The following is a 16,589-nucleotide window of genomic DNA, read 5'->3' on the forward strand; positions in this document are numbered from 1 at the left end:
AGGGACTTCAACATGAAGACACGTGCGGCTGTTTTGTGGGGCTTGGAGCAGAAGTGGGAGGTCGAAGAAGTCGATTTGGATCCGCCAGGTCCCGGGGAGGTCCTCGTGCGGCTGGCGGCCACCGGCTTGTGCCATTCCGACGAACATCTGGTGACCGGCGACCTCCCGATCCCATTGCCGGTAGTGGGGGGTCATGAGGGTGCTGGCACAGTCGTGGAGTGCGGCGAAGGGGTTGAGGAACTGTCCGAAGGTGATTCTGTCATCTTGACCTTCCTTCCCTCGTGTGGGCGCTGCTCGTACTGCGCGCGCGGCATGGGCAATCTCTGTGAGTTGGGAGCGGCGCTCATGATGGGACCGCAGATCGACGGCACCTATCGCTTTCACGCACGAGGCGAGGACGTCGGGCAGATGTGTTTGCTCGGGACGTTTTCCGAGTACACAGTGGTGCCGCAGGCGTCCGTGGTCAAGATTGACGGCGGAATCCCCCTGGATCGGGCAGCCTTGATCGGTTGCGGCGTCACGACCGGTTACGGATCTGCGGTGCGGACTGGGGAGGTGCGCGCCGGGGACACCGTCGTGGTAGTGGGAGCGGGCGGAATCGGAATGAATGCGATTCAGGGCGCGCGAATCGCGGGAGCGCTGGCGATTGTGGCGGTCGATCCGGTGAAGTTCAAGCGAGAGCAAGCGAGCGGGTTCGGTGCGACGCACACCGCGGCCTCGATGGATGAAGCTTGGTCGCTGGTCAGCGATATGACGCTGGGCAAGCTGGCTGATGTCTGCATCCTCACCACCGATGTGGCTGAGGCCTCCTACACCGCGGAAGCGCTGGCCTTGGTCGGAAAGCGCGGGCGCGTCGTGGTCACGGCCATCGGGCACCCCGACGACTCATCGATCTCAGGATCACTGCTTGAAATGACGCTTTACGAGAAGCAGATTCGTGGCGCTTTGTATGGCTCATCCAATGCGCCGCACGATATTCCGCGACTGGTCGAGCTGTACTCCGCTGGGTTGTTGAAGCTCGATGAGTTGGTCACCCGCGAATACTCCCTCGACCAAATTAATGAGGGCTACCAGGATATGCGTTCAGGAAAAAATATCCGAGGGCTGGTCCGGTTCTGAAGAGCATCATGCCCACTGCTGGTCTCCATGTCCTTGCGTTGCTGCAGATCATGCGGCCGGGCCCCTTGGGTGGTTGGCGTCGGGTCCTTCTTTCCCGTCGTGAGGACGGCAAGCATCAGACACCTCATCGATCATCTATCACATTCTCTGGGAGGCTGAGATGACGGACGCTGGCACGACCACGGCAAGCAGGGATGGGGCTGCTCGTTTCGCTATCGCCCCGGAGGTGTGGACCACGCCGGAGCGACGAGCGCTGAGCCAAATGGCGCGGTCTTTCTCGGAACGTGAAATCGCGCCGAAGCTAGCGGAATGGGAGCACGTGGGTGAGATTCCGCGCGACCTGCATCTCAATGCTGCCGAGGTGGGGCTTCTCAGAATCGGGTTCCCGGAAGAAGTCGGCGGCAGCGGCGGCAATGCGATTGACTCTGCACTGGTCACTGAGGCCATCCTGGCCGCAGGCGGGTCCACTGGCGTCTGCGCCGCCTTGTTCACCCATGGCATTGCCCTTCCCCACATTGCCGCCAATGGCTCCGACGCCCTGATTCAACGATATGTCCGTCCTACGCTCGCAGGAAAGATGATCGGCTCGCTGGGCGTTACCGAGCCTGGGGCAGGCTCAGATGTCGCGAATCTGCGCACACGCGCGGTGCGCGAGGGGGACACCTACGTGGTCAACGGAGCAAAGACGTTCATCACCAGCGGAGTTCGAGCGGACTTCGTTACTACGGCGGTACGCACCGGCGGACCGGGTTACGGTGGAGTTTCATTGCTTGTGATCGACAAGAATTCGCCTGGATTCGAAGTGTCCCGCCGGTTAGACAAGATGGGGTGGCGATGTAGCGACACCGCCGAGTTGTCTTTCGTCGACGTTCGCGTACCGGCTGACAACCTGGTGGGGGCAGAGAACAGTGGGTTTTTGCAGATCATGCAGCAATTTCAGGCTGAACGGCTCGGCATCGCCGTCCAGGCGTACGCGACGGCGGGTCGGGCTCTCGACCTTGCCAAGAGTTGGGCGCGGGAACGTGAAACGTTCGGTAGACCCTTGACGGGGCGCCAGATCATTCGCCATAAGCTTGCGGAGATGGCTCGACAGGTCGACGTGGCGTGCACCTACACCCGTGCGGTCATGCAGAGGTGGCTAGCGGGGGAGGATGTCGTTGCCGAGGTGTCGATGGCCAAGAACACCGCTGTGTATGCGTGCGACTACGTGGTCAATGAGGCGGTTCAGATCTTCGGTGGGATGGGCTACATGCGTGAGTCTGAGATCGAGAGACACTATCGAGATTGCCGAATTCTCGGAATAGGCGGCGGCACCAACGAAATCATGAACGAGGTCATCGCCAAACGTATCGGACTCTAGCTACTTGATTGAATCGCCCTGACTTTCCCGGAGGCTCGGGTTATTGGATTCCGGCCAGGGGTTGGTCGGTCCCATGTGCATCGTGGAACGCGGCTTCGAACTCGGTGGGTGGGATGTCATTAAGGTAGCTGTGTAAGCGGCTGGTGTTGTGCCAGTACACCCAGCTCAGGGTCGCGAGTTCGACGTCCTCGACGGTCTTCCACGGCCTGGTGCGGACTGGCCCGTAGATCAGCTCCGCCTTGTAGTAGCCGTTCACCGTCTCCAGGGCATTATCGTAGCTGTCTCCGATCGTGCCGATCGAGCGGACCGCTCCGATCTCGGCGAGCCGTTCGCCATAGCGGATAGAGGTGAATTGCGATCCGGCATCGGAGTGACATGTCAAGCCCGGCAATGTGTTTCCGCGTGACCAACGAGCCATCTCCAACGCATCCAGCACCATGGTGGTACGCATGTGCGACGCTACCCGCCAGCCCACGATCATCGGGTCTGCTGCACCAATAGGTGACATCTGAGTTGGCTTGCCCAAAGCGGGCGGGCTGGAAGGATGTCAGTGTGCCTAGGCCCTACCCCCGTGAATTTCGCGACGACGTCGTCCGCGTTGCCCGTAACCGCGACGACGGGGTGACGATCGAGCAGATCGCCACCGATTTCGGCGTGCACCCGATGACGTTGACCAAGTGGATGCGCCAAGCCGACGTCGACGAGGGCGCCAAGCCAGGTAAGAGCACCAATGACTCCGCTGATCTGCGCGAGCTACGACGCCGAAATCGGTTGTTGGAACAAGAGAATGAAGTCTTACGGCGGGCAGCGGCGTACTTGTCGCAGGCCAATCTGCCGGGAAAAGGGTCTACCCGCTCGTAAGTGAGCTCGCCGCCGACGGGATTCCCGTCGCGGTGACGCGCCGGGTACTCAAGCTCGCCCGCCAGCCCTACTACCGCTGGCGGGCAAATCCCATCACCAATGCCGAACTCGTCGAGGCATACCGCGCCAACGCCCTGTTCGACGCGCACGGCGAGGACCCCGAGTTCGGCTACCGCTACCTCGTCGAGGAGGCCCGTGAGGCCGGCGAGCCGATGGCCGAGCGCACCGCCTGGCGCATCTGCTCACAGCAGCAGTTGTGGAGCGTGTTCGGCAAGAAGCGCGGCAAGAACGGCAAACCAGGACCGCCGGTGCACGACGATCTGGTCCAGCGCGACTTCACCGCTGAAACGCCAAACATGTTGTGGCTCAGCGACATAACTGAGCATTATACCGGCGAGGGCAAGCTCTACCTCTGCGCGATCAAGGATGCATTCTCCAACCGCATCGTGGGTTATTCGATCGACTCCCGAATGAAGTCACGCCTGGCGACCGCCGCGCTGCGCAACGCGGTCGGCCGCCGTGGGGTGGTCGCCGGCTGCGTGGTTCACACGGACAGAGGGTCGCAGTTTCGAAGTCGAAAGTTCGTCCAGGCCCTGCACCATCACGGCATGGTCGGCTCAATGGGACGTGTCGGCGCGGCCGGCGACAACGCGGCGATGGAGAGCTTCTTCAGCCTGCTGCAGAAGAACGTCCTCGACCGCCGCCGCTGGGCCACCCGAGAGGAGCTGCGGATCGCCATCGTCACTTGGATCGAACGCACCTACCACCGACGTCGCCGCCAAGGCGCCCTCGGCCGGTTGACCCCCGTCGAATACGAAGCCATCATGACCACGACGGCCAGTCAGGCCGCGTGACCGAAATTGTCACCTGATCGTGCAGCAGACCCACTTCCTGATAGAGCTTGGCACAGGCCTCTTTGGTAGGTGCACCGTCCTCGCGTGAGTCAGATGCATCGGGGTCGGGAGGCATATTAGACACGGCACGACCTTAGGACGGCGGTCTCACATGTCACGCCGACGCGCCGTTTGCTGTGGTGGGTCTGCTTCCGCAGCGCGGGGACAATATGGAGACCTTTCGGTCACATCGGTCACATCTGTCACAGGCAGCAAACACTCCGAAACGACAACAACCCTGCCTGAGCATTGCGTTTGCATGGTGCGCCGTCAGGGTTTCGAACCCCAGACCCGCTGATTAAGAGTCAGCGGCTGTCAGCGATGCCTGGGCTACCGGCGTCGCCGCGAAAACGTCAGAGTAGCTCTATCTGCTCAGGTTCCTCGACGCTAGGCCCGTTAAACTCCACCAGCGTATGACGGATCAATGGACGGTTTGTACGCCACTGGTTGGTCGAAGTCAAACAACCAGAACGCTATTTATCGACAATAGGTTGTTTGACAAGTAGTCACTGAGTAGAGTAACAGACGTGCTCTCTGCTTCGATTCCTGCCCGCTTGGTCGACGCAGGCGTGCGGATGGTGACTGGTGATGCACACAGCATCACATACCGAATCGATGGCCGCGCCGTAGTAGCGGACCTGGTTCTGGCAGAACGTGTGCCATCTCCGGCCGCAGTCCTTAGTCGTGTGCGCCGCCATCCAGGCCGCCGCGTATTCGTGGTGTGCGAGACCATCTCAGATGAGGCACGTTCAGCGCTCCTGGCTCAGGCTGACGTGGATCTCAGCGTCGGCAGCACCGGCGAACTGGTGCTCTCCGGGCGAACCTACCGAACGCCAACACCAGGACGGCCGCCCCGCGCCGCCAGCGAGCGCAGCTGGCGGCGGCGGGCGGCTGAACGGGTCTGTGTGCTTACGCGCGGTCACCTCCGCCAACGCGACATTGCCGCGGCCATCGGAGTTAGCCAGCAGGCGGTGTCCAAAATGACCGAGAAGGATCCGCTGCCGGACACGCCGATGACCGAGGCTGCGCGCCGGGAGCTCCTGGTGAAACTGGCATTGGTACCTGCGGACAGCGGACTTGTCGAAACGTACTGGTATGGAATGGATCCGGTAGTGGAGCAGGTGCGCAGTGCGACCCGACTCGGCGCCGAGCTCACCGTGCCGATCCTTGCTGGCGGCGAGGTCGCCGCCGACGTCCTGCGACCGTGGCAGGTACCAACCAGAGGTCTGGTCTATGCCAAAGAACTGGTCGACCTCTCCGAGTTCGGTTTGGTGGAGGCCACCGCCGAGGAAGCGACCTTGACTGTGCGGGTTCCCGCCGACCCGACCGTCTGGACGACCGCGGCCTGGTGGCGGCGGGTTCGTGATACGCAGCGTTCCGACATCATCACTGTGGATCCAGTGATTGCGCTTCAGGACCTCAGCGGCGGTGCCGATCTTGGCGACGGTGCACCGCAGCATCTCAGCGACTGGATCGTGCACCGGTGACCGGAACAGCATCGGTGCAAATCGCCTGCACTGCGGTGGCCGACGACAACGGAATGCGTGCACTGCGTGACGTGGCCGCAGTCACTGCCGACATCGAGTACCGCGTCATCGGCGGTCACATGGTGCGACTGCTGCGGCACGTCTACAACGTGTCGGGCATACCGCGACTGACCTCCGACGCAGACACCGGGATCGACGTCAACGTGGCGTCCACCGGGAACCTCCACGATCGACTCACCGCACTGGGGTACACCGCTGAGTGCGGCAACCGCTACGAGCGGGGTGAGCAAGCGGTCGACCTCTTAGTTCCCACCGCAGCCAAACCAGGCAAGCGGATCATCGGCGAACGAGCCTTCGACGGAGCGCCAGGGCTGCGGTTGGCGCTCGCCCTACCGCCGATCGAAGTCGCCGTCACAGCCCGACTCACCGACGGCGACACGGTTGAGTTCGAAATTCCGGTTCCCGACGTCGAGGCAGCATTCGTGTTGAAGATGCTGGCACGTACCGTTCGCGACTCCGAACGTGACCTCCAGGATATCGAGACACTACTGGAGATCGTCGCGTCACAACCCGATTACCACGCTTCGCCGTGGCGCCTGGGCGACCCCAAGATCACAAAGGCCGGCGAGCGCGGCGACGCTGCGCGTGTGGCAGCGCAGATGATCTCCAGTCCGCCGACGAGGGTGCCGGCCAGAGTGCGGGCGCTGCTCCGGCGCCATGTCGCCATCGTGTCGCGATGACGCACCAGCAGACAGTCGTTCGTTTCCGTGCGGCTACGCCGAGCGAAACGGTTTCGGTCTCGACGGAGCCGGCAAATGCTGAGCCGGAGCATTGACATGGCTGCTGGCTGCGCGGGTCCCCACGCCGGTGGCAATAACGGCTAGGTCGTTGTCGGCGGAGCGGCGTAGTCTAGTTACATGGATGTAGTTCCCGCGACGCCTGCCAACCTTGATAATGGTACGTCCTCGCCGGGACCTGGCGAATTCGCCGCGCAGGTCTATCCAGCAGCCGAGCGCGAGGCGGCTGGCCCGCGCCCCGAGCGCTTCCAGGTCCTCGCTCTCGATGGAGGGGGCGCCAAGGCGTTGTTCACTGCGCATGTGCTTGCACGTCTGGAGCAGGATCTGGGCGTTAGGATCACCGATTCCTTCGACCTCATTGCTGGCACGTCGGCGGGCGGCATCGTCGCACTGGGTCTCGGTGCGGGCCTCACGCCGAAGGAGATTGTCTCCCACTACGAAGAACTGGTCGAGAAAGTCTTTCCGGCGTCGAGGCGGCGAGGATGGCGCCGACCACGGCAGCTGAGATCGCCCATCTATGACGCAGAGGCGCTGCGGCAAGCGTTGACCGGCGTCCTCGGAGCCCGACTCCTTGGCGACAGCACGAAGCGACTCGTCATTCCCGCGTGGGATGTACAACGCGGGGCCGTGCACATCTTCAAGACTCCGCACCACACACGGCTGACCCGCGACTGGCGCATACCGATGGTGGACGTTGCACTGGCGACCTCGGCGGCGCCGCTGTACTTCCCCGCGGCGTACGTCGACGGACACAGGCTCATTGACGGCGGAGTATGGGCCAACAACCCGGCTGTCGTCGCGATCGCCGAGGCCGTCAGCATGCTCGGTGTTCCTCTCGACGCGATTACCGTCCTCAACGTCGGCACCATTGATCAGCTGACCGATCACCCCAAGCGCTTGGACCGCGGCGGACTCTTACACTGGGCAAGACCGATTGCCCCGCTGATCCTTAACGCCAGCAGCCGTGGCGGACAGGGCCTCGCCGAACACTTGATCGGCAAATCCAACTACACGCGCTTCGACGCTCTAGTGCCCGGCGGCCTCTACGCACTGGACTCGGCGGACCCAAAGGACGTGGCCGGCCTCGCTGCCTCAGTCAGCCGAGAACTCAGCCCTAGCTACACCGCGAAATTCGCTGACCACCAGGCGCCCGCATACACACCGGTGAACGGACGCCGACACCGCGACGATCCGGGCAGCATTTCACACACGGAGGCCCCCAATGCAACTCGCTGACCACTTCAACGTCTTGCTGAAAGACACGGTCAATCTCAGCCAGTTCAAACTGGACCTACTCAACCAGCGCGTCGAAGCCATCTACAAGGCACTCAAAGCCGACGTCGAAATCGGTGCGCTGATCACCGGCAAGACGCCGCAAGGCTCCTGGGCACACCGCACGATCATCAACCCCGTCGGTGACAACGAGTTCGACGCCGACTTCATGCTCGACATGAGCCAGAACCCGGACTGGGCCGACAACCCCAAGACCTACATCGATGAGGTCTACGCAGCCCTGCATCGGCACAGCACCTACGGCACCATGCCGCACTCACGTAAGTGCCGCTGCGCGCGGCTCGTCTACGCCAACTCCATGCACGTCGACATCGTCCCTCACCTCAACCTGGCCGACGGTCGAGAGGTCATCGTCAACCGCGACGACAACGAGTGGGAGCTGACGAACCCGCAGGGTTTCACCGATTGGATGAAGAAACAGGACTCTATCGCCAGCGGGAACTTACGCAAAGTGATCAGACTCATGAAATACCTTCGTGATCACAAGAATTCGTTCACCGGCACACGTTCAGTCCTGCTGACCACCATGCTGGGGGAGCAGGTAACAGACTTGCGCAAGCTCCTGGACCCGAGTTACTACAGCAACGTCCCCACAACTCTTCTTCATGTCGTGCAAGACCTCGACACCTGGTTGCAAGCGAACCCGATCAAGCCCTCCATCGCCGACCCGTCCGGTTCCGGCGTGACGTTCGACCACCGGTGGGGACCAGACCCCGAGAGCGCTCAGGCGACCTACAGCTACTTCCGTGACCGAATCCACGTGCATGCCGCCGACATCGAAGCGGCCTACGAGGAGAAAGACAAAGACCGCAGTGTCCAGCTGTGGCAGAACATCTTCGGCGACGGATTCAAGGCGCCGGCCACAACAACCGCTAGCGCGAAGTTTCCAGCAGCCACCTCTGCCGCGGACTCAACAGTGGGGCGCTCTGGTCGGGCAGGGTGACCAGACGCCACCAGCCCACGCTGACGGGCTGGCAGAAGCATCTCCTCGCCGAACTCAAAGCGCTAGCGCAACAACGTCCCAACGAAATCCAGGTCCGAGGAAGACCCACGCTCGACGCTAGCGGCGAGGCGTCGCTCCGCATCTCGCTACGCACGGCCGCCATCCCGCATCATCCGGGTGGCCTGCAACTTCAAGAGACCGAGGAGTTCATCCTTCAGCTTCGCCCCTCTTCGTACTCGCTACCGGCTATCGACGTTGATCACACTCGGTTTCTCGGCTACCCCCATGTGCTCGCGGGTCAACGACTATGCATCTATTTGGATCCTTCACGGGAATGGCAGCCGACGCTTGGTGTGGCCGGCCTACTCACCCGCCTTTGGGACTGGCTCGTCGACGCGGCCGCCGGAAACTTCGACGCCGCCACCGCCATGTACCACGCTGTTGGCGGAGTGCCGCATCAGGCACATGACACACCGACGATCGTTACCCGAGAACCCGGACCGGCGAAGCGCCACCAAACGGCTCACCTGATCGCCCGGTCAACGCACCGATACGACCTGACGTACTCGCCTGGAGCTGCCGGGCATCGCGTACCGGTAATTACCCTGGCCACCGCGCTGCCGTTCGGTGCCGCATCCACATTCGCGCTACTGCTTGCTCTCCTGGACGACCCCTACCTTGACCGCCTCGAAGGACGGGCTCCCCGGATCGCACCGCAATCGCCGGCGTTCCTCACCGCCCTCCTGGCGAGTGCGTTACGAAATCACCACGACGCCGAGCAATACTTCGTCCTCGCCGTGCCGCACCCCGCTGGAGGCCCACCCCACCTCTTGGGCGGACGGCTCCCCACCCCAACGGCGAATGCGCTCCGCGAGGTCGCGCAGCAACGGGGTGTGGGGGTTGTTCTCGACCCCGCGAAGATCAACACTGAAATCCCGATTGAGTGGTGCAGGATGTCCGACGAACGACCCGAAGTGACAACCCGCCGCGACGACGGCCGCCCCGTGAACGGATTTCAACGAAAGACTGTCCACATCTGGGGCTGCGGCGGGCTCGGATCATGGATCGCCGAATTCATCGCTCGCGCAGGAGCATCGGAGATCACCGTGTGCGACCCTGGCATCGTCACCGGCGGCTTGCTCGTCCGACAAAACTACGTCGAAGACGACATTGGCCGTTCCAAAGCCGAGGCACTCGCTGGACGGCTCCGCGCGATCCGTGATGACCTGACGGTCACCGTCGCAGAAGGGCACCTCCCAGAAGACCACACGTCATGCCTGGCAGCGGATCTCATCATCGACGCCACAGTGAACAACGGCATCACGAGCTGTCTCGATGCGTTGGCAACTGCGCCGACGCGAAAGGCATTGATCGCTCAGGTCGCCACAGACGCTCGCTCTGGCACGCTCGGCCTAGCCGTGCTGTGCGCCGCAAGCGCAACAGCGACAGTTTCCAGCATCGATCAAGACGCTGGCCGAACAATCCAGGGCGACAGCGGACTTGAGCTCTACCACACGCTGTGGCAAGAACCCAGCGATGACGAACTTATACCAACCAGGGGCTGCTCGGTCCCCACATTCCACGGCTCGGCAGCCGACCTCGTAGCGGTCGCAGCCACACTCGTCAACCTGATCGGAAGCCACCTCCAACAACCGGACTCCGCGGTTTCGGGCACACACCTCATCGCTCTGCCGCACGCGGCCAGCGGCCCCCGACACCACTTCCTCCCCGGTGTAACGCACCCCATGGATCACACAGCAGGGACAGAATGAGGGCAACGGAACGTCAACGCAATGCCCCATCAGAGGGCGTCATTGTCGAGCGTCTTCGCACCGAGGCAACCAACTGGATCAACGCCGTGGCGCTCCAATCAGGACGCATCGACCGACGCTTCAACAAGCGGCACGCCGACCACGTGGAACTCCAAACTCTTGAACGTGACCTGCACTTCTTCCTGTTAGCGGCGGTACGCCTTCGCCGCTGTATCGAGCAGGTGTCTCGATACCAGTAAAGAAAGTTCTCACATCGCAGGTCAGCGACGGTCAGGCTATTGGTCCGGCCTGCCGCTCGCGGCGTCTCGATGCGGCGAGCAGCGAGGGCAGCTGCGCCTCGTCGTGATGCCAGCGCTGTGGCCTGCGACTTAGTTCCGGCGCCGGTCGTGGGTGCATGCATGCGTGGCGGCGGACGGAGGGCGGAGCGCAGGGAGCGGCGCGGACGGGAGCGCCAGCGGACGGGAGCAGAGCGAGCGTAGCGAAGCCTGCTGGTGGCCGCCGGTTCCTGCGGGTCGCGGGTGTCCAGGATCTGCGCCATCAGCCGCGACGGGGCTGCGGCATGGTGCTGGGGCTCGTAGGCTGGCGGTTGTGAGCGTAGTTTTGGCGCAGCGTGCACGGCGCGAGGCCGAGGCGCGGCTGGCTGAGCAGCCGCGGCGGTTGGCGCATGTCCGGGGGGTCGCGACGACTGCCGAGCGGTTGAGCCGGCGTTTCGATGCTCAAACGGCGGACTGTCTGGTCGCGGCGGGGTGGTTGCACGATATCGGTTACGCACCGTCGGTGCGCCGGACCGGTTTTCATCCCCTTGATGGAGCGGAGTTCGTGCGATCGGCGGGTTTCGGGGAGCTGGTCGCTTCCTTGGTGGCCTTTCATACCGGAGCGCACGCGGAGGCTGCCGAGCGGGGCTTGTCGGGTTTGTCCGCGTTCAGCGATCCGCCCAGCAATGTCCTTGATGCGTTGACTTTTTGCGATCTGACGACTGGACCTGACGGGGCGCCGATATCACCGCGAGATCGACTACGCGACGTGTTGGCGCGTTATGGATCCGAGGACCCGGTGCACCGGGCGGTCGACGCGGGCCGCGACGAATTGTTGGCGGCGGTCCGGCGAGTACGCGACTGGCTGTAGCCCAGCGGTCAGCCGAGGTAGGGGCTGTCGCGGCGTTGCAGGTAGTGCTCGACGCGCAGTCGCATCGACGGATGCATATCCAGGCCAGCGATGTCGTCGGGGGCAGTCCAGGCGATGTCGGTGCTTTCGTGGTCGATGGCGAGGGTCCCGCCGAGCACCGTGGTGGCGAACAGTAGCGAGAATTGTTGGCGCACTTCGCCATCGGTGAACGCGACCACGTGGTGGGGGTTGGTGTAGACACCGACCAGACCCGTGACTTCGACGTCGAGCCCGGTTTCTTCTTTGACTTCCCGCACGGCGGTGTCGGCGATGGTTTCGCCGATGTCGTGTCCGCCGCCGGGTAACGCCCACAGGGTGTTGTCGCGGCGTTTGATCAGCAGAATACGACCTTGTTCGTCGGTGACGATGGCCGAGGCGGACGGAACGACACTGTTGGGCGCCGGGGCGTTGGGGTCATTGTAGTAGTCGGTGCGCATCGGGGGTCAGCCTTTCGCGGTCAGCGGTCTGGCGCGGTTCCAGACCTGGGTGAAAGCGTCTTCGAGGGTGGTCCAGAGCCTTGGCTCATGGTGACGTGACAGAACCAGCACAGGGTTGTTGCGCCCGGGTGAGCCGTAGATGTGGAAGTTGACAATCATGGCGTCATCGACCCGAAAGATCGACGTGTAGAGCGCGGTGTCGTGGGTGCGAATGTCCAGCCCCGGGGTACAAGCGTGAGGGGCGAGCAACTCCACCGACGTGCGGCAGCGGGCGATGACAGCCTCGCCGATCCCTTCCTCCTCACCGCGCAAGATCGTGGTCGCAGTGTCGGGATCCCCGACGAGAAACCGCACCGACACACCGCGGGCGGCGGCGGCGAGCAGGGTGTCGAGGAATCCGTCGAGGGTGTCGAACAGGAACGTGGCCGCGAGCACGAGGATGTCGATGCCGGTGGTGGCGTCGGCGAAATGCTGCTGCCACGTCGTGATCGGCAGCTGAGTACGGCTGGCATACAGGGTCGCGGTGAATGGCCCACCCGCAGACGCTGTTGTCACTGCACGGGGGGTAGCGGCCGGGTACTGCTTGGGCCACAGGTCATGCGGAGTGCAGTCGAGCACCTCGCTGGCGCTGCGGGCGTTGTGTTCGCGAATTCTGTAGTCGCTATCGGCCAGCCAGCGTCGCACCGACTTGATATCGACACCCACCGCGGTGGCGAACCGCTGCGAGGACAGACCTTTGGCCTGTAGCCGCTGCGCGAGGCGATCGTTGGGAGTGATGGCGGCCTCGGTGCCGTCCTGCTCGTCCATCGTGTCAGCGCACATCTTCCCGTGTCGTCCGTATCCATCCTTCAGCGCGTGGTGTCTAGTTTGCCATGCGATTGCCGCCACCCTGCGGCGATAGTGTCGGTGTGATGTCCGTGGGTATGTCCGGCCGTGTCCGAAATGCCCGTGGATGTGTCGGAAATGTCGGCACATGTCTCTCGCAACGTCCGTGATGTCCACGTGAACTGAATCCAGCGCCGGACCGGCGTCAACATCTCACGAAAGGACTAGTAGGACAATGCGTTTGAGAATCGATACGTCTGGAACTCGTTTTATCGTCACCCGCGCTCCGGAGCCACGGCTGAACTTCGAAACCGGCGCCCCGAAAGTCGACACCGCCACCGGGATGCCGATGTACGCCACCCAGGTCCTCGCGCTGGATGACTCCGGCGGCGAAGTACTCAATGTCACCGTGGCAGGAGACCCCAAAGTTACAGTCACGCAGTCTATTTCGGTGGTTGGTCTGGTGGCCATCCCGTGGGCCCAAGGTGATCGCAGCGGGGTGGCGTTCCGCGCTGATGCCCTCACCCCCGCCACCGCCAGTGGTGCTGCGCCGAGTGAGCAGACACGCCCGCAGAAGTAACCCCAAGCGGGTGTGGGGTGCGGTGAACCGATCACCGCACCCCGCCACCCCGGGCATTGCTGTTGACCACACGCTCACGGAGGGCATCTCTCATGACATCGAACAATAAGAACACCACCAACAGTGGATCAGGCGATGACGACTGGTTCGGAGAACTGGTCATGTCGCTGTTCACCGCAGCCGGGTATGTGCTCTGGTGGGCGGTGCTGTTCCCGGCGATCAACGTGCCCATCATCGCCAGCCTCGTGCTTGCCATCAGCCACGGCCCACGCGTGGGCCTGATCTGCGCGATCGTGTGCAGTGCCGGGTATGCGGGCTGGGCCTGGCTCCAACCGGGGTCATTTCGCGCCTGGGTGACCGAACCGGTACGGCGGCGCTGGCTCACGTGGTCGCGCTACACCCGCACCTGGGAATCGACCTGCACCTTGCACGGCCTGACGGCCACACTCGGCGGCCGCACCCTCACTCCCACCCTGCGCACGGTGACAATCGGTAAAACCACCGATGTGCTGGCGGTGCGCATCGTCACCGGCCAGTCCGTGGCAGATTGGCATAAACAGTCCGACGCGCTGGCCGCCGCGTGGCGCGCCGACCGCATCAGCATCACCGCCACCTCGCCTGGCGAACTGCGCATCACTTTAATGCGGGCAGACGTGCTCGCTGAACCGATCGTCCTGCCCATGCCCGCCCCGGCAACCCCGGTGGACCTGGCGCTGGTGCGGGTCGGGATCACCGAAACGCGGCATTGGTGGCAAGTGCCGCTGCTCGGTCACCATGTGCTGATCGCCGGGGCAACCGGCGCAGGTAAAGGCTCAGTGCTGTGGTCGTTGATCGCCGGCATCGCCCCCGCGGTGAAGACCGGACTGGTGCGGTTATGTGTCATCGACCCCAAAGGTGGCATGGAACTCGGTGCCGGAGCACCCCTGTTCACCGTGTTCACCCACGACGCCACCGACACCACCCTGGAGCTGCTACGCCAGCTCGTCACGGTGATGCACGCCCGGGCGAATCGTCTGCGCGGCCACACCCGACTACACACTCCCACGACGTCGGAGCCGTTGTTCGTGGTAGTGATCGATGAAATCGCAGCACTGAGTGCGTATGTGACCGACCGCAAGGTCCGCACCGAAATCGAACAACTCCTGGGCCTCCTGCTCTCGCAAGGCCGCGCAGTCGGCATCAGCGTCGTCGCCGCGGTGCAAGACCCCGCCAAAGACACCCTGCCGTTAAGGCAGCTGTTCACGGTGCGGATCGGGTTGCGCCTGACTGAAGCCACCCAAACCACTATGGTCCTGGGACAGGGAGCACGCGATGCCGGCGCCGAATGTGACCGCATCCCCGACGCGACACCGGGTGTTGGCTACATGATGGTTGACGGCACCGCCTACGCCCAGCGGGTGCGGGCCTTCCACGTCACCGACCACGACATCACCGCGCTGGCCACTCGGTTCCGCCGACCCCCGAGCCGACCGAACAAGACCCACCAGCCACACAACACCGATACCGGGCACACCGTGGGTGAGGGCAGCGGTGAATAGCTCCATGACATCGGCGCAGCTTGCCCTGCCGGGTGTTCCGGATACAGTTGATACCACCCGAGTGGTCGAGCAGATGGTGCGCCGGGCCGCGTCGATGGGATACCAATCCTGGTGGCGACGAGCAGAATCCGTCGGATTCTGCGCTCACCCCATCCAGCTGATCGGTACCGATGAGTACGGGCGTCAGCGGGTGGTGTGGACGCGGTGCAACAACCGTCGCGCCCACATTTGCCCGTCGTGTTCAGATCTCTACGCCCGCGACACCTGGCAACTCGTGCACGCCGGCGCTGCGGGAGGCCACCACGGCATGCCCACCGCGGTGGGCGATCATCCGCAAGTTTTCCTCACCCTGACTGCCCCCAGCTTCGGGGCCGTCCACACCGCCACGACGTCGGGGGACAAGAAAGCGCAGGTATGCCGAGACCAGCACCGGATCGGCGGCTACCGCCGCTGCCCGCATGGAAAACAATTGTGGTGCAGCATGTCCCATGATCATGGCGACGAGCGGGTCGGTCAGCCGCTCTGTCCGGAGTGCTACGACTATGCCGGGCATGTCCTGTTCGCCTGGCATCTTCCCGAACTGTGGCGACGCTTCACCATCACCATGCGGCGCACCCTCCGCAAAGAACTGAAAGCCACCGGTGTGGATCCGGATGCGGTGCGGGTGAGCTTCATCAAAATCGTCGAACTGCAAGCCCGCGCCATCCCACACATCCACGCCCTGATCCGCCTGGACCCCCAAGACGACCCCGATCAGACCGATTGGGAATCACCCATCGGTGCAGTCGAACTCGCCACCATCATCCAACACGCCGCCCGCACCGTCACGCTCACCATCGACGATCCGACCGCTGATACCGATGCGCGGACGATGCGTTTCGGCACACAGATCGACACCCAACCCCTCGCCGCATCCGCAAAACCAGTGAAAAGTGCTCCACCAGAACCAGAACCAGAACCAGGGTCAGGCTCAGGACGGTCCATGTCTGGCCGGCTGGTGGCACGCTATCTCGCCAAGTATGTCACCAAATCCTTGGTAGACCTCGGAATCAGCGCGCGCCGCCTATCTACGGAAGCCATACCCGACCTGGACGTGTCAGAGCATGTGCGGACCATCCTGACCACCATCAGCGATCTCGCGGACAAAGGACTGTCCGGCATCGGGCGGTGGTTGCACACCCTCGGATTCCGCGGCCACATCACCAGCAAATCCCGCCGTTATTCCACTACCATGACCGTGCTGCGCGAACAGCGCGCCATTTGGACGCGTGAAGAACGCTTGAAAAGCACTGCATACCAATACGATCCCAACTGTGACTTCGCCGGTCGCGATGATCTGGTGGCGTGGGAGTTCGAACGTGCCGGCCTCGGCAGCCTCGGCGATCGCAGTCTCGTCTATTCCGCGGCCCTCCAACGCATCCACTCCCGCCTCATCGGACTGGTAGAAGCACGTCGCCAAGCCCACAACGAACAATGGGATCCGCTAGGGGCAAGCGATGGCTGAAAGATGCCCGACTACG

General features: G+C 63.2%; 15 protein-coding genes and 1 pseudogene. 13 read left to right on the forward strand and 3 right to left on the reverse strand.

Going from position 1 to position 16,589, the window contains the following annotated elements; translation table 11 throughout:
* The first annotated feature begins 12 nt into the window (after positions 1–12).
* Together AC5Y5Z_RS01935 and AC5Y5Z_RS01940 are read left to right on the forward strand one after the other, a co-directional pair.
* Complete coding sequence (locus AC5Y5Z_RS01935) at positions 13–1,119, forward strand: NDMA-dependent alcohol dehydrogenase (protein ID WP_011560572.1); 1,107 nt, start codon at positions 13–15, stop codon at positions 1,117–1,119.
* A gap of 160 nt (positions 1,120–1,279) precedes the next feature.
* Positions 1,280–2,479 (forward strand): acyl-CoA dehydrogenase family protein, encoded by a 1,200-nt coding sequence (locus AC5Y5Z_RS01940; protein ID WP_011856018.1) that lies wholly within the window; start codon positions 1,280–1,282, stop codon positions 2,477–2,479.
* Between the two features lie 40 nt (positions 2,480–2,519).
* Here the strand turns inward: AC5Y5Z_RS01940 and AC5Y5Z_RS01945 are convergent.
* Positions 2,520–2,963, reverse strand: a pseudogene (locus tag AC5Y5Z_RS01945) (DDE-type integrase/transposase/recombinase); the annotation flags it as partial.
* Positions 2,964–3,031: 68 nt separating this feature from the next.
* Here AC5Y5Z_RS01945 and AC5Y5Z_RS01950 point away from each other — a divergent pair.
* The 8 genes from AC5Y5Z_RS01950 (at position 3,032) to AC5Y5Z_RS01985 (ending at position 11,650) form a co-directional block, all read left to right on the forward strand.
* A protein-coding gene (locus AC5Y5Z_RS01950; RefSeq protein ID WP_225323256.1) for an IS3 family transposase occupies positions 3,032–4,194 on the forward strand; the annotation gives its coding sequence in 2 pieces (ribosomal slippage) (positions 3,032–3,316 and positions 3,319–4,194; 1,161 coding nt in all).
* A 614-nt stretch (positions 4,195–4,808) separates the two neighbouring features.
* On the forward strand, positions 4,809–5,720 hold the full coding sequence (locus AC5Y5Z_RS01955) for a hypothetical protein (protein WP_017205323.1): 912 nt from the start codon (positions 4,809–4,811) through the stop codon (positions 5,718–5,720).
* Entirely contained in the window at positions 5,717–6,460 is a 744-nt protein-coding gene (locus AC5Y5Z_RS01960; protein WP_011560566.1) for a nucleotidyl transferase AbiEii/AbiGii toxin family protein, read from the forward strand. Before AC5Y5Z_RS01955 ends, AC5Y5Z_RS01960 begins: the two co-directional genes overlap by 4 nt.
* 177 nt (positions 6,461–6,637) lie before the next feature.
* Positions 6,638–7,753 (forward strand): CBASS cGAMP-activated phospholipase, encoded by a 1,116-nt coding sequence (locus tag AC5Y5Z_RS01965; RefSeq protein WP_011560565.1) that lies wholly within the window; start codon positions 6,638–6,640, stop codon positions 7,751–7,753.
* Positions 7,740–8,753, forward strand: coding sequence for an SMODS domain-containing nucleotidyltransferase (locus tag AC5Y5Z_RS01970; protein WP_005110610.1), 1,014 nt, complete (start codon positions 7,740–7,742; stop codon positions 8,751–8,753). Before AC5Y5Z_RS01965 ends, AC5Y5Z_RS01970 begins: the two co-directional genes overlap by 14 nt.
* Entirely contained in the window at positions 8,750–10,525 is a 1,776-nt protein-coding gene (locus tag AC5Y5Z_RS01975) for a ThiF family adenylyltransferase (protein WP_011768281.1), read from the forward strand. Before AC5Y5Z_RS01970 ends, AC5Y5Z_RS01975 begins: the two co-directional genes overlap by 4 nt.
* Positions 10,522–10,764, forward strand: a complete 243-nt coding sequence (locus tag AC5Y5Z_RS01980) for a hypothetical protein (RefSeq protein ID WP_005110614.1) — start codon at positions 10,522–10,524, stop codon at positions 10,762–10,764. The genes AC5Y5Z_RS01975 and AC5Y5Z_RS01980 overlap by 4 nt, the downstream gene beginning before the upstream one ends.
* Positions 10,765–11,113: 349 nt before the next feature.
* Positions 11,114–11,650: an HD domain-containing protein gene (locus tag AC5Y5Z_RS01985; protein ID WP_005110615.1), complete on the forward strand. Its 537-nt coding sequence runs from the start codon at positions 11,114–11,116 to the stop codon at positions 11,648–11,650.
* Between the two features lie 8 nt (positions 11,651–11,658).
* Here the strand turns inward: AC5Y5Z_RS01985 and AC5Y5Z_RS01990 are convergent, their stop codons facing one another.
* Positions 11,659–12,126 carry an NUDIX hydrolase gene (locus AC5Y5Z_RS01990; RefSeq protein ID WP_005110618.1) on the reverse strand — a complete coding sequence of 156 codons (468 nt, stop codon included), beginning with the start codon at positions 12,124–12,126 and terminating at the stop codon, positions 11,659–11,661.
* Positions 12,127–12,132: 6 nt separating this feature from the next.
* Positions 12,133–12,933, reverse strand: coding sequence for a hypothetical protein (locus AC5Y5Z_RS01995; protein WP_011560562.1), 801 nt, complete (start codon positions 12,931–12,933; stop codon positions 12,133–12,135).
* Between the two features lie 253 nt (positions 12,934–13,186).
* Here AC5Y5Z_RS01995 and AC5Y5Z_RS02000 point away from each other — a divergent pair, with 253 nt between their 5' ends.
* From AC5Y5Z_RS02000 to AC5Y5Z_RS02010, 3 genes are all read left to right on the forward strand, one after another.
* Positions 13,187–13,531 (forward strand): SCO3933 family regulatory protein, encoded by a 345-nt coding sequence (locus AC5Y5Z_RS02000; RefSeq protein WP_011560561.1) that lies wholly within the window; start codon positions 13,187–13,189, stop codon positions 13,529–13,531.
* A 92-nt stretch (positions 13,532–13,623) separates the two neighbouring features.
* Entirely contained in the window at positions 13,624–15,069 is a 1,446-nt protein-coding gene (locus AC5Y5Z_RS02005; protein WP_017205322.1) for an FtsK/SpoIIIE domain-containing protein, read from the forward strand.
* Positions 15,070–15,073: 4 nt separating this feature from the next.
* Positions 15,074–16,573 carry a replication initiator gene (locus AC5Y5Z_RS02010; protein WP_011560559.1) on the forward strand — a complete coding sequence of 500 codons (1,500 nt, stop codon included), beginning with the start codon at positions 15,074–15,076 and terminating at the stop codon, positions 16,571–16,573.
* Positions 16,574–16,589: the final 16 nt, after the last annotated feature.

Source organism: Mycobacterium sp. NGS29 (assembly GCF_059812965.1).

Coding starts and splice junctions, on each gene's coding strand:
- AC5Y5Z_RS01935 (WP_011560572.1), top strand. CDS start 13: ATGAAGACACGTGCGGCTGTTTTGTGGGGCTTGGAGCAGAAGTGGGAG.
- AC5Y5Z_RS01940 (WP_011856018.1), top strand. CDS start 1,280: ATGACGGACGCTGGCACGACCACGGCAAGCAGGGATGGGGCTGCTCGT.
- AC5Y5Z_RS01955 (WP_017205323.1), top strand. CDS start 4,809: ATGGTGACTGGTGATGCACACAGCATCACATACCGAATCGATGGCCGC.
- AC5Y5Z_RS01965 (WP_011560565.1), top strand. CDS start 6,638: ATGGATGTAGTTCCCGCGACGCCTGCCAACCTTGATAATGGTACGTCC.
- AC5Y5Z_RS01970 (WP_005110610.1), top strand. CDS start 7,740: ATGCAACTCGCTGACCACTTCAACGTCTTGCTGAAAGACACGGTCAAT.
- AC5Y5Z_RS01980 (WP_005110614.1), top strand. CDS start 10,522: ATGAGGGCAACGGAACGTCAACGCAATGCCCCATCAGAGGGCGTCATT.
- AC5Y5Z_RS01990 (WP_005110618.1), bottom strand. CDS start 12,126: ATGCGCACCGACTACTACAATGACCCCAACGCCCCGGCGCCCAACAGT.
- AC5Y5Z_RS01995 (WP_011560562.1), bottom strand. CDS start 12,933: ATGGACGAGCAGGACGGCACCGAGGCCGCCATCACTCCCAACGATCGC.
- AC5Y5Z_RS02000 (WP_011560561.1), top strand. CDS start 13,187: ATGCGTTTGAGAATCGATACGTCTGGAACTCGTTTTATCGTCACCCGC.
- AC5Y5Z_RS02005 (WP_017205322.1), top strand. CDS start 13,624: ATGACATCGAACAATAAGAACACCACCAACAGTGGATCAGGCGATGAC.
- AC5Y5Z_RS02010 (WP_011560559.1), top strand. CDS start 15,074: ATGACATCGGCGCAGCTTGCCCTGCCGGGTGTTCCGGATACAGTTGAT.